The 12,694-nt window shown below is 71.7% G+C and carries 10 protein-coding genes; 4 read left to right on the top strand and 6 right to left on the bottom strand.

Annotated features, from left to right (window positions below):
- Positions 1-36: 36 nt before the first annotated feature.
- From ACWD3C_RS41640 to ACWD3C_RS41625, 4 genes are all read right to left on the bottom strand, one after another.
- Positions 37-1,281: a beta-ketoacyl-[acyl-carrier-protein] synthase family protein gene (locus ACWD3C_RS41640; RefSeq protein ID WP_451152775.1), complete on the bottom strand. Its 1,245-nt coding sequence runs from the start codon at positions 1,279-1,281 to the stop codon at positions 37-39.
- Positions 1,278-1,538, bottom strand: a complete 261-nt coding sequence (gene acpP, locus ACWD3C_RS41635; protein WP_451152773.1) for an acyl carrier protein — start codon at positions 1,536-1,538, stop codon at positions 1,278-1,280. Before acpP ends, ACWD3C_RS41640 begins: the two co-directional genes overlap by 4 nt.
- A gap of 37 nt (positions 1,539-1,575) precedes the next feature.
- Positions 1,576-4,134, bottom strand: coding sequence for an aminotransferase class III-fold pyridoxal phosphate-dependent enzyme (locus ACWD3C_RS41630; RefSeq protein ID WP_451152771.1), 2,559 nt, complete (start codon positions 4,132-4,134; stop codon positions 1,576-1,578).
- An 86-nt stretch (positions 4,135-4,220) separates the two neighbouring features.
- Positions 4,221-6,647, bottom strand: coding sequence for a hypothetical protein (locus ACWD3C_RS41625; protein WP_451152769.1), 2,427 nt, complete (start codon positions 6,645-6,647; stop codon positions 4,221-4,223).
- Between the two features lie 361 nt (positions 6,648-7,008).
- Between ACWD3C_RS41625 and ACWD3C_RS41620 the strand changes: the two genes are divergently transcribed.
- Entirely contained in the window at positions 7,009-7,392 is a 384-nt protein-coding gene (locus ACWD3C_RS41620) for a VOC family protein (RefSeq protein ID WP_451152767.1), read from the top strand.
- A 567-nt stretch (positions 7,393-7,959) separates the two neighbouring features.
- On the opposite strand, the gene ACWD3C_RS41615 is transcribed toward ACWD3C_RS41620, so the two are convergent.
- Positions 7,960-8,673, bottom strand: coding sequence for a DM13 domain-containing protein (locus ACWD3C_RS41615; protein WP_451152765.1), 714 nt, complete (start codon positions 8,671-8,673; stop codon positions 7,960-7,962).
- 274 nt (positions 8,674-8,947) lie between these two features.
- Between ACWD3C_RS41615 and ACWD3C_RS41610 the strand changes: the two genes are divergently transcribed.
- The 3 genes from ACWD3C_RS41610 to ACWD3C_RS41600 all read left to right on the top strand — a co-directional run bounded on the left by ACWD3C_RS41610 (position 8,948) and on the right by ACWD3C_RS41600 (position 11,845).
- Positions 8,948-9,352 (top strand): ArsR/SmtB family transcription factor, encoded by a 405-nt coding sequence (locus tag ACWD3C_RS41610; RefSeq protein WP_451152763.1) that lies wholly within the window; start codon positions 8,948-8,950, stop codon positions 9,350-9,352.
- Complete coding sequence (locus ACWD3C_RS41605) at positions 9,349-9,603, top strand: hypothetical protein (protein ID WP_451152761.1); 255 nt, start codon at positions 9,349-9,351, stop codon at positions 9,601-9,603. Before ACWD3C_RS41610 ends, ACWD3C_RS41605 begins: the two co-directional genes overlap by 4 nt.
- Positions 9,604-9,751: 148 nt before the next feature.
- Complete coding sequence (locus ACWD3C_RS41600; protein WP_451152759.1) at positions 9,752-11,845, top strand: MMPL family transporter; 2,094 nt, start codon at positions 9,752-9,754, stop codon at positions 11,843-11,845.
- 200 nt (positions 11,846-12,045) lie between these two features.
- Here the strand turns inward: ACWD3C_RS41600 and ACWD3C_RS41595 are convergent, their stop codons facing one another.
- Entirely contained in the window at positions 12,046-12,507 is a 462-nt protein-coding gene (locus ACWD3C_RS41595; RefSeq protein ID WP_451152757.1) for a hypothetical protein, read from the bottom strand.
- Positions 12,508-12,694: the final 187 nt, after the last annotated feature.

Raw genomic sequence — 12,694 nt, 5'->3', positions numbered from 1 at the left:
TCCAGGTCGCCCGACGCGAACTCGCGAACCGCCGCCCTACGGCCGCCCGAACGCCAGGACCACGTTGTGGCCGCCGAAGGCGAACGAGTTGGTGAGGACCGTCGAGACGGTGGCCTCGCGGGGCTCGTTCCTCACCACGTCCAGGGTGAGGGCGGGGTCGGGGACGTCGAGGTTGGCCGTCGGGGGCAGGACCTGGTGGACGAGGGACTGGACGGCGGCCACGGCCTCGATGGCGCCCGCGGCGCCCAGGGTGTGGCCGGTGAGGGACTTGGTGGCCGTTACCGGGATACGAGAGGCGGCCGGGCCCAGGGCTGTTCGCAACGCCGTTGCCTCCGCGGCGTCGTTGAGGCGGGTGCCTGTGCCGTGGGCGTTGACGTGGGAGACGTCCGCCGGGGTCAGTGACGCCGCCCGGAGCGCCGTCGTCATCGCGCGGGCCGCCGCGCTCCCGTCCGGGCGGGGGGCCACGACGTGGTGGGCGTCGCAGGTGCGGCCGTAGCCGAGCAGTTCGGCCAGCGGTGTGGCGCCCCGGGCCCGTGCGTGGTCCGACGCCTCCAGGACGAGGACGGCCGCGCCCTCGCCGAGGACGAAGCCCGTGCGGTCGGTGTCGAAGGGGCGGCTGGCGAGTTCAGGGGCGTCGTTGCGGGTGGACAGGGCCTTCATCCGGGCGAAGCTGCTCACCGCGAGGCCGCTGACCGGAGCCTCCGTACCGCCCGCGAGGACGACGTCGGCCTCGCCCGTGGTGATCATCCCGTACGCCATCGCCAGCGCGTCGGCGCCGCTGGCGCAGGCCGTCACCGTGGTGGTCACGGGACCGCCCAGGCCGTACCGGATGGCGAGCCACGAGGCGGGGCTGTTCGACATCGACATCGACACGAAGCGCGCGCCGACCGCCCCGGGGCCCTTCAGTGCCAGGGCCGCCGCGTTGTGCTCGATGGTCTCCACTCCGCCGCAGCCGATGCCGAGGACGACGCCGGTCCGGTTCCGGTCGGTCACGTCGGCCGCGTCGAGGTCCAGGCCCGCGTCCTCCAGGGCCAGGGACGCGGCCGCCGCGGCCAGGTGTGTGATCCGGTCGGTGGCCAGCGCGTCACGCCGGCCGAGGCAGAGGTGGTCGGGCAGGTCGACCTCCGCCGCGATCCGCACCGGCAGGGCGGAGGCGTCGAACCGGCTGATGGGGCGTACGCCGCTGCGCCCCGCCAGCTGGCCCGCGTGGAACGCCTTCGCGCCCACCCCCACCGAGGTCACCGGCCCCACCCCGGTGACCACCACCCCCCGGCCGCTCACGCCGCCGACTCCCTCGTGGCCGTGAGCCGGGCGTCCACATAGGCGGCCACCTCACCGAGCGAGGTGAGCGCCGAGGCCACCTCGTCCGTCACGGACACGCCCAGTTCCTCCTCCAGCGCCGACACCAGCTCGACCATGTCGAGGGAGTCGAGGCCGAGGTCGTCCCTGAAGCGGGCGGTGGGGGTGAGTTCGTCGGGGTGCAGGCCCAGGCGCTCCACCATGACGGCGGCCAGGCGTTGTTCGGTGTTCTCGCTCATGAGAGTCCTCCTGTACAAGGGGTGTTCGTCGGACGGGTCAGGCTTCCCTCGGCCGCCACGCCTCCACATCCGCGTGGCACGCCAGCTCCGCGCACACCGCCGCCACGCCCTCCACGAAGCGGTCCGCCTCCGCGAAGGTCAGCACCAGCGGGGGCTGGATCCGCATCACCCGGGTGCGGTTGGCCGTGACGAAGGTGAGGACGCGGTGGTCGCGGGCGAGTGAGCCCACGAAACGGAGGCACATCAGGTCGCCGAGGGTGGATTCCATGGCCTCGCCGGCCCGGGTCAGCGCCGTACGCAGGTCGTCGGGGAGCCAGTCGGCGAGGGTGCGCAGGTCGCCGGGGAGGCGGGTGAGGAGTTCGTCGGTGAGGGAGGAGACGGCGCCGGAGAAGTCGCCGTCGAACTCGATCGCGGTCATGAGGCCGATACCGCGGATGTCCTTGACGAAGCCGTACGGCGCGCAGGCCTTCCGGAGCGAGGAACGCAGGTGTTCGCCGACCTCGCGGGCGTGTTCCGGCAGCCCCTCCTCGGCCAGTACGTCCAGGGTCGCCAGCCCCGCCGTCGCCGCGAAGTTGCCGCCGCCGAAGGTCGAGGAGTGGAGGAGCGCGCGGTCGGTACTGCCGTACGCCGCGTCCCACAGGTCGGCCCGGCACAGGGTCGCGCCGATCGGGATCAGCCCTCCGGAGAGGGACTTGGCCAGGCAGAGGACATCGGGTTCGAGTCCCTCCTCGTGTTCGGCGGCGAACATGCGCCCCGTACGCCCGAGTCCGGTCTGGATCTCGTCGAGGACGAAAGCCGCTCCGGCCCGGCGGCACAGCTCACGCGCAGCCTGGAGGTATCCGGGCGGCGGCAGGACCACCCCGCCCTCCCCCTGCACCGGCTCCACGATGAACGCCGCCGCGCCCTCGATGACGTCGGCCAGCGCGTCCAGGTCCCCGTACGGCACCCCGACCGTGTCCGGCAGCAACGGCCCGAAGGGGCGTCGGTGCTGCTCGCGGCCCGTGACGGACAGGGCCCCCAGGGTCTTGCCGTGGTAGCTGTTGTCGGCGTGGACGAGACGGGTCCGGCCCGTCGCCGCGCGGGCCACCTTCAGCGCGGCCTCGACGGCCTCCGTCCCGGAGTTGCCGAAGAACACCCGTTCCGGTCGGCCGGGTGCCAAGTCCCCCAGCCGCTCGGCGAGTTCGGCGGTCCGCTCGGGCATCGACACGTACTGCGCGAACGTCGGCGCACCCCCGTCGAGGAACTCCCGCAGCCGCCGGGTCACCGTGGGGTGGTTGTGGCCGAGGTTGAGGCACCCGTACCCGGCGACGAAGTCCAGGTAGTCGGTGCCGTCCTCGGTGGTGAGGGTGGAGCCGTGGGCGCGGGTGAAGACGCGGTCCAGGCCGTGGGCGGAGAAGAGGCGGGCCATGGGCGGGTTGATCCGGTCGCGGAAGCGCCGTTTGGTGGCCTCGGTGACGTCCGTACGGGTGCTCAGGAGCACCGGCCGCCGGTGGTACCGCCCCAGCCGCAGGATCTCCTCGTCCGCGATCCGCCGCCCGAACGACGCCAGGGGTACGGGGGTGAAGCCGTGCCGTGCCGCCGACTCCCCGATCAGCCGCACCCGTTCGAGCGGCAGCTCCCGCCCCAGCGAGAACGACTCGCTGTGCCCCTCCAGGGCCAGGACGATCGTCTCCGCGAGACAGCCGTTGAGCTGCTGGGTCGGGCCGGGCAGGCCCCCGTCCCCGATGACGACGCCCTCGGACCCGCTGACCAGCCCGCCGTCGACGACGAGTACGTCACCGCCGGCACCCGGCGGCCCGGTCACATCGCGCGGCAGCGCCACGTCGACCACCACCGAGCCGGGCGGCAGCCGGCCGGGGTCGACGAGGCCGCCCACCGAGGACGCGGCGACGAACAGCCGGGTGTCGTCGGCGCATTGGGCGACCTCGCGCACCAGCCGGACCCGCCCGTGGTCGGCCGGGGCGAGGTGGGCGAGCAGGGCGGCCCGGTTGCTGCGGCGGCACACCAGCTCCAGCTGCTGGAAGCCGTCGGCCAGCAGCAGCTTGGCCACGGCCAGCCCGATCGAGCCGGGGTAGCCGACGACGGCCACCCGGGTCGACTCCGGCGCCAGCTCCAGCAGCCGTACGACGTACATGAGTTGCCGATGGGCCGCGTACACCGTCAGCGAGTTGCCGCTCGTCACCGCCGTACCGACCTGGCGTGCCGTCCACACCCCGCGGTCGCCGACGATCGAGGTAGCGCCGCCGAGGCCGATCAGCCGGGCGCCGGAGTCGCGCAGCCGGGCGGCCTCGGCGGCGACGAGTTCGCGGGAAGTGGTGGGGCGGCGGATCAACTGCTCGGCGGTGTACGGAAGTTGGCGCACCTCGCCGGTGCAGCGGGCGCCGGTCGGCGAGGTGACGGAGGTGAGCAGCGGCACGGGCACGCTGACGCCGGGGGCCGTCGGGACCGTGCCCCGGTGGTCGTCGAGGACGCGGCCGAGGAGGTCGAGGGCGCGGACCTGGTTGCGGTGTCCGGCGTCGACGGTGTGGGCGAGGAAGCCGAAGGGGGTGGAGGGGGCAGAGGGGGTGGAGGGGGGTGCCGCGGTAGGGGGCAACATGAACTCCTGGGAGGCGGGGTGGGGACTCGGTCTGCGACAAGCTGGGGACCCGGTCTGCGACAGGCAGGCTCAGGCGTGGTGGCCGCTCACCCGTACCGCTTCGGCCGGGCCGGACGGCCGAGCGTGGAGGGCTCGTCGCGCTGCCAGCCCAGGGCGGAGAGCAGGCCGAGACCGTCGCCCTCGTTGTTGTGGGAGAGCAGGACGGAGCAGAGGTTGACCGTGGCCGGGCGGGTCAGCCAGTCGCGCAGGTCGCCGTCGACGACGTCCTCGACGACCCGGTGGCGGACGGTGAGCCGGCCGAAGTCGCGGGTCCACTCGTCGTCCAGCAGGTGCACCACCTGGTTCTGGCGGCTCAGCCCGGCGCCCGCGCGGCCCTCCTGGTAGGAGCGGATCGCCGAGTGCCCGCCGTCGATGAGCCGGAACACGGTCAGGTTGCGGCGCAGCGGCCGCCCGTAGAGACACACCTGCTGCACCAGCGTGGGAACGATGTCCGGTACGAGGGCCAGGGCGCCGTCGCCGACGAAGGCGAGGACGTTGTCGTCCCTGGTGAGGGCCACGGCAGGGACGGCCTGGAGCGCGTCACCCATCAGGGCGCGCCCGTACCAGCCGGAGAAGCCGGGCCCGGTCCTCGGCAGGTTGCGTACGGCCGACATGCCGCCGCGCCCCGCGTCGTACACCCCGGTGTAGGTGTAGCCCTCCTCGGTGATCAGGCTCTCCAGCACCCGGCCGAGGCGGTGGGTGAAGTAGTTGGCGGACATGGGCAGGACGGGCAGGGCGTGCACCACGTCGTCGGCGCTTTCGCTGGCCTCGGCGACGCCCGCGCGGCGGGCTTCGAGGACCGTGGGGTCGACGTCGAGGCGTTCGCGCAGTGCGCGCAGGAAGTCGCGGGCCTCGGCGTGCACGGGGAGGTCGGTGAAGGGGGCGAGGTGCGCGGCCTCGTGGGTCACCTGGGCGATCCGCAGGTTGCGGGCCAGGGCCCGGGGCGAGAAGGGGGTGGCCACCTCGCCGACGCGGCTCTTGAGGAACAGCACGCAACTCTCGTCACGCGGACGCAGCCGCCCGTCGCGGTGCAGGAAGGCGTGCACCCGCGCCGAGTAGCCGAAGAGGGCGAGGCTGCCGAGGTACTCGTCCACCTTCCGCCCGTCGCGGTACCCGGCGACGGAGCCCGGCCGGGTGATGCAGTCGGCGAGCGCGATCCCCGCCCGCGCGGCGATCTCGTGGACGAGCCCGGACTCCTCCCGGTCGAGCCGCCCGCACTGCCACAGCAGCCTGACGGGTTCTGCATTCACCAGGTCGACGACGGGGGCGAGTTGGTCCTCGCGGACGTGGAGCGTCGCGGGCCGGGGCCGCGCGGCGGGCCCGGGTGACCCGATGGGGGTGGACGAGGCGAGCACGGAGGGGGTGGCCAGCAGGACGACGGGCCCGTTGTTCTCCTCGTACGCGGCCCAGGCGGCGGCGAGGTCCTCCCGCAGCCGACGCGGATCGTTCAGGTATACGTACGGGATACCCCGGGCGGCGAGGACGGCCCGCGAGTCCTCGGCCGCGTGGACCGTGCCCTGGAGCGGGAACCACGCCTCGCTCGGGGAGTCGGCGCAGACGATGAACCCGCGCGCCCGGTCCTGCCGCAGATTGGCCAGCGTTCCCCGGAACTCGTCGACCATCCCGCTGGTGACGACGATCAGGAACGGCGCCTCGTCCAACTGCCATCGCGCCAACGCCCCGCACGCCAGGCTGTGTTCACTCGGGCCACGCAGTACGGGGTTGCCCTGCCCCGCGGCCAGCCGGTCCAGCTCGTCGATGAGCCCCGAGACGACCGACCCGGTGTAGTAGTGCAACCCCCAGGCGCTGCCCGCCCGTTCGGTGAGGAAGTCGTACAGCGCCCGCGCCAGCGCCGGAGGCCCGGTACGCGAGGCGGACCGCAGGGCCGAGTGGCCGTGGTTCCGCTGGATGTGGTCGGTGAAGCGGCGGGCCACGTCGGCGGTGAGTACCCAGGGTTCGTCGGGCAGTTGGAGCACTTCGGGGTCGTGGGCGACGCGGGTGGAGTGCGGTCGGCCCTCCGCGTAGAGGACCGCGTTGCGGAGGTGGGGGGTGGCGAAGGGCGGGGCGCCGAGCCCGGCGGCGGCGGTGTCGACGAGCAGCAGGTCCGGCTCGCCTTCCCTGTCCTTCTCGCCTTCCCCGCCCTTCTCGTCTCCGTTGTTGTCGTTCTCGTCCAGCACGTCGGTGGTACGGAGCCTGATCTCGGCCCGGGGCAGCGCCTCGGCCAGGAAGCGCCGGGCTTTGGCTATGAGGTCGCGGTAGGCCGGGTGCCTCAAGGGGATGGGGCTGGGGGTGGGGGCGGTGGTCGCCGTATCGAGCAGTACGCGTTCGGAGTCGGCCACCAGATCGGCCAACGCGTCACGCACCGCCGCATGGAAACCGGCGCGCTTGCCGACGGAGGTGACAAGGAACCGGGGCGGGCCTTCCTTGCCGGGCACTTCCGCGCCGGGGACCTCCGTGCTGAGGGCAGGGTTCAACTGCCTGATCTCCGTTCGGGGAGTCGGGGAGGGGGAGCAGTGCGCTTGGACGCTACTGCGCGTGACCGGCACGGATCACTCCCGATTCCCCGTTGTCCCCCGTCAGAGCGCGTCACCGGACACCAGCGCGATCAAGCGAGGACGACACGCACGTCAACCGGGGTGCGGACAGCGCTTGCATCAGCCGACGTGGCCGTGGCGGTACCCGCGGGCCGACGGGGCACTGATGCGGTCACGACGACGGCGACGGACGTCGGAAGGGGTGCTCGTGTCGTGTGACACCGGAGCTTGAACGGTGTGCCGGTGGAGTCTGGGCGCAATTCGGTAGCGGACCGAGCGGTGCTCAGGCAGGCTCACGTGCATGGTCTCGGTATTGCAGAACGTGGCGATCGACTGTGCGGATGCCTATGAGCTGGCTCGGTTCTGGAGCGAGGTGACCGGTTGTCCACTGCATCCGGAGGACAAACCGGGCGACCCGGAGACTCAGGTGATGCTGCCGGAGGGCCCGCTGCTGCACTTCAACCAAGTGCCAGAACCGAAGACGATCAAAAACCGGATCCACCTGTGTCTGCGCCCGAAAACCTCGCGCGAGGAGGAGGTCAAGCGGCTGCTGAACCTCGGTGCCACCCTCGTCGCCGATCGCCGAAAACCCGGCGGCGCGGGCTGGGCCGTCCTCGCGGACCCTGAAGGCAACGAATTCTGTGTTCTGCGCAGCGAGTCCGACCGCGCTGCGATGTCTTCTTGAGGCTCACACACTTGAGGTCGGGTGCCCGTGGTAGCTGGTCACAGCCACTCGTTGATGGCCGCGACGAGGACGGCTGCTTCGTAGCGGACCGCGAGCTTGTCGTATCGCGGGTCACGGCCCGGTGTCTCTTGCGGCGGTTGATCCCGCATTCGACCGGTGACGCTTCCGGTAGTCCACCGGGTCGAACTTCGGCGGCCGGCCGCCGTGGGACCCGCGTTTCTTGCGGTTGCGGGCCTGGTCGGTCTTGTCCGTGATGGTGCGCCGGATCCCGCGCCGCCGCAGGTAGGCACGGTTCTTCCGGGAGGCCTACGCCTGACAGGCACATGGGTTGGCCGTTGGGCCGGTCCAGGCAGGGCACACGGACCTTCTCCGGAACGGGCTCGAACTGCGGAGAGACTCCCCGCTGCCCGGCCGTGATCACGATGGACATGGGCTTCTGGCCCGGCTCCACGGCCAGGTGCAGCTCGGTGCCCTCAGGCTGCCGCGCCGAGCGCCCGAGCCCGTGGTCGTCCGGCTCCCCCATGCCCGAGCCGACGGCCGACGCGCTGCGGGCGCCGATCCCCTCGATCACACCGCCCGCGTCAGCTCCGCCGCCCCGAACGACACGTCGAAGCGGTCGCACCAGATGCTGATGCTGCTGTAGGCGGCGGGGTCGACGTCGGCCGGGAGCGCGTAGTTCTGGTCGCCCTTGTTGCCCTTGAGCTTGCCGAGGCTGACGTACTTGCCGTCGTCGAAGACGTGCCAGCCGGCCTGGCCCTGCAGGACCGGCGCGTCGGTCAGCCAGACGCGCAGGTCGGGTCCGTTGCTGGTGTCGAGACCCTCCAGGCGCAGCACGTGGGAACCGTCGCCCAGGCGCAGCAGCCGTACCGAGCCGGTGGTCGAGTGCTCATGGCTGATCAGTTCGCCGTTGGCCAGAGTCACCGGCTCGGCGGGCTGGGTCGGCTCGGGGGAAGCGGCGCCCTCCGGGGAAGCGGCGCCTTCGGGGGACTCGGCACCCGCGCCCGCCTCCGCACCCGCGCCCGCACCCGTGCCCGCGCCCGCCTCCGCACCCGTGCCGGCATCCGTGTCCACACCCGTATCCGTACCCGCGTCCGAGGGCGGCGTCGTGGCGGGCGCCGGGTTGCCCGTCACCGTGGGCAGGGCCTCCGTCACGGTCTCGTCCTGCCACAGCTTCCACGGCTGGAACCAGTACAGCCCCGCGCCGACCAGCACCACGGCCACCGTCAGCACCCCGGCGATCACCGGTCCGGTCACCTTGCTCTTCCTCCGCGCGCGCCCCATCCTCATCCCCTCCAGCAGCCCTCACATGAACGTCACCCACTCAAACGCACCCGGCGGCCGTACGACTCTCATCAGAAGATGACGGATCCCTTACGTCGCCCGTCGCCCGTCGCCCCAGCCTCTCCCTCATACACACGACCCTCATACATACGACTACATACGACTACATACGACCCTGACGTGTCCCTGAGATTCCCCCAGGGTTCCCCCAGCTTTCCCCGACATGTGTCAGGTTCTTTTGACAGGTGTCCGGCTCAGCCGTCAGGGTTGAGTCATGAGCGAGGATTCCCCGCCCTCAGGGCCGTCAGGGCCATCAGGGGACGAGCTGTTGAAGGTCCTGGCGGCCCTCGGCAATCCGCACCGGATGCGGATCGTCGCCGCGCTCGCCGGGGGGCGCAACTACGTCAGCGCCCTGGCCCGCGAGATCGGCATGGGCCGCCCGCTGTTGCACATGCACCTGCAGCGGCTGGAGGCGGCCGGGCTCGTGGCCGGGTCGCTCGAACTGTCCGAGAGCGGCAAGGCGATGAAGTACTTCGAGCTGACGCCCTTCTCGTACACCTTGACCCCCGAAACCGTCGCCCGAGCGGCACAGACACTCACCGAGAAGAACACCGACAGCACCAACAGCACCGATGACCAGGAAGAGCAGGCCACGACAGTGAAGGAGACCGCGCGATGAACGGAGACTTGGTGGGAGCGGTCGGCGCCGCAGGGGTCTTCCTCTTCCTGATGGTGTTCGTATGGCAGATCGCCGCGACCTGGCGGGCCCGGATGGTGGCGTCCCGCGAGGAGCAGTACCGGCAGATGGCGGTGAAGTACCAGGCCCTGCTGGAGGACAACGTCGAGATCCAGCGCCGCACGGTCGAGGAGCTCACCCAGGCCCGGATCGCGCTCACCTCGATGGAGAAGATGATGCGCGAGATCGAGTAAGTCCCTTCTGCCGTACGGCAGTTGGTGTACAGCAGTTGTACGGCAGTTGGTGTACGGCCGGGAGCGGCAACTCCCGGCCGTACGAGGCAGAAGCACATTCCCGCGAGCCCATCGCAGAAAACCACTTCCTCCCTGAAGGAGACCACCCATGTCCGCTTGGATCAAGCGGCTGAACCGGCTGTCCACCGCCCCGGGCGGGCGCCGGACGAAATGGTTCGTCCTGGCCGCCTGGCTGCTCCTCGTCGTCGCGCTCGGCCCGCTGGCCGGCAAGCTCGGCGAGGTCGAGGAGTCCGGGCCGAACGCCTTCCTGCCGCGCGACGCCGAGTCCGCGCAGGTCAACACGGAGCTGGAGAAGTTCCGTACGGATGAGGTCATACCGGCCGTCGTCGTCTACACGGGCCCCGAGGCCGGGCGGCAGGCCAACGCCGAGCGCGTCTCCTTCGCGCCCTTCGTCGCGCGCGGCGGGCAGGTCTCCCCGCCCGTGCCGTCCGACGACGGCGAGGCGTACCTGACCGTCGTGCCGATGGAGCGCGAGGACGACATCACCGGCAAGGTCGACGAACTGCGCGAGGTCGCGGGCGCCAACGCCCCACCCGACGTCGAGGTCGTGGTCGGCGGTCCGGCCGCCTCCCTCACCGACCAGGTCGCCGTCTTCGACGACCTGGACGCCACGCTGATGCTGGCCACCGGCGCGGTGGTCGCGATGCTGCTGCTCCTCACCTACCGCTCGCCGCTGCTGTGGCTGCTGCCGCTGCTCTCCGTCGGCTTCGCGGCCGTACTCACGCAGGTCACGACGTATCTGCTGGCCAGGCACGCCGGACTGCCCGTCGACCCGCAGAGCGCGGGCGTGCTGATGGTGCTCGTCTTCGGCGTCGGCACCGACTACGCGCTGCTGCTCATCGCCCGCTACCGCGAGGAGCTGCATCGCCACGAGGACCGGCACGAGGCGATGCGGCTGGCGCTGCGCCGCTCGGGCCCGGCGATCCTCGCCTCCGCGGGCACCATCGCCGTCGGCCTGGCCTGCCTCGCCTTCGCCGACATCAGCTCCTCGCGCTCGCTGGGCCTGGTGGGTGCCGTGGGCGTCGTCTGTGCCTTCCTCGCCATGGTGACGGTGCTGCCCGCGCTGCTCGTCGCCACCGGGCGGTGGGTGTTCTGGCCGTTCGTTCCTCAGTACGGGGCCGGCCTCCGCGAGGCGCACACGGTCTGGTCCCGCATCGGTGCGGCCGTCGCGCGCCGGCCCCGCTGGTCCTGGATGGTGTCGGTCGCCGCCACCGGGGTGCTGGCCCTGAGCGCGGCCGGAATCAGCATGGGGCTCAGCCAGGCGGAGATGTTCCAGGACAAGCCCGAGTCGGTGGTCGCCCAGGAGCGGATCTCGGCCCACTACCCGTCCGGCGCCTCCGACCCGGCGACGGTCGTCACGCCGACGGACAGGGCGGATCAAGTCCGTACGGCCGCGGCGGGCACCCCCGGAGTGGCCCGCGTGGAGGACGGCGGCGACCGCACCCCCGACGGCCGACTCACCTCCCTCTCCGTGGTGTTGAGGGACGCGCCGGACAGCGAGGCGGCCAAGGACACCATCGACGCCCTGCGGGACGCGGTGGGCGACGACGGCGCGCTCGTCGGCGGTACGACGGCGCAGACGCTGGACACCCAGCGGGCCGCCGACCGCGACCTGCGCACGGTCATCCCGATCGTCCTGCTGGTCGTCCTCGGCGTACTGATCTGGCTGCTCCGGGCCCTGGTGGCGCCGTTGCTGCTCCTGGCCACGGTGGTGCTGTCGTACTTCGCGGCCCTCGGCGCCTCCTCCCTCCTCTTCGAGCACGTACTCGGCTTCGCCGGGGTGGACTGGTCGATCCCGCTGATGGGCTTCGTGTTCCTCGTCGCGCTCGGCATCGACTACAACATCTTCCTCATGCACCGCGTGAAGGAGGAGAGCACCCGACTCGGCCACGCCCGCGGGGTGTTGGAGGGTCTGACCAGCACGGGAGGCGTCATCACCTCCGCGGGCATCGTGCTCGCCGCGACCTTCGCCGTCTTCGCGGGCCTGCCCCTCGTCACGATGGCCCAGCTGGGTGTCCTCGTCGGCATCGGCGTCCTCCTGGACACCTTCCTGGTCCGTACGGTCCTGGTCCCGGCCCTCGCCCTCGACCTGGGCCGCCGCTTCTGGTGGCCGGGGGCGCTGTCGAGGGGAGAGCGGGTGCCGGGCGGGGAGGCGGCGGCGCGGGAGCGGGTCGGCGCCTGACGGCTCTGTGGGCCCGTGACACATCAGGCGCGGGCCCACCCCCGGACGAACAGACGAACGTTCTCCGCCCGGCCGGCGTCACAGTCCGTACCGTCCGTGGAAAGCGGAAAGGGACGCCATGACCGTCGTACGAAACCGCAGCGTCGACGAGGCGCTGTACGTCATCAGCGAGTACGAGCCCGCCGGGGAGACGGAGCCGGCTACGGCGAACTCGGCGCCGTAGCCGCCCCGCCCGTCGTCCCCCGCAGCTTCTGAATCGTCCCCCCGACCTTCTCCCGCAACGTGTCGAGCACCTCGCGTTCCGCGCCGATCGCCCAGCGCGGGCCGACCAGATACGTGCCCCCGTAGATGGCGTTGGTGTCGAGCCAGACCTGCTTCAGCTTCTCCTCGGGGAAGGTGGTGATGAGGTAGTCCCCCTCGGGGGTGTGGCAGGCCCCCTCGCGCAGTTGCTCCGCCTCGACCCGCATCTGGACCTCGCAGCCCGTGAGGCTGGCGATCACCTCCACCTTCGCGGGCGCCACGACGGCGACAGGGCTGGACGACACCTCCGACGCCTCGTCCGCCCCCTCGTCGTCACCTCCGCCGCAGGCCGCGACCAGGGGCAGCACCGCCAGCCCCAGCGCGGCCCAGCGCACCGAGCACTGCTTCCCTCGCCTCTTCACGACGTCCCGCTCTCCGTGTACGTCTTCGTACGTCTTCAGCCTGCAGACCAGAAGTACGTACAGGACCCATGGAGTGCTCACTGGCGGTTCGGGCTACCGGGATTCATTCGCAGTGCTCCGGCGTTCACGCCGGAGGTGAAGCGAATCAGCTGGGTGCGGCGCGGAGCGTCGCGGTGTCGTTCCGGCG

The sequence above is a fragment of the Streptomyces sp. NPDC002845 genome, assembly GCF_053591955.1.
This window is presented reverse-complemented; position numbering and strand designations above follow the sequence as displayed.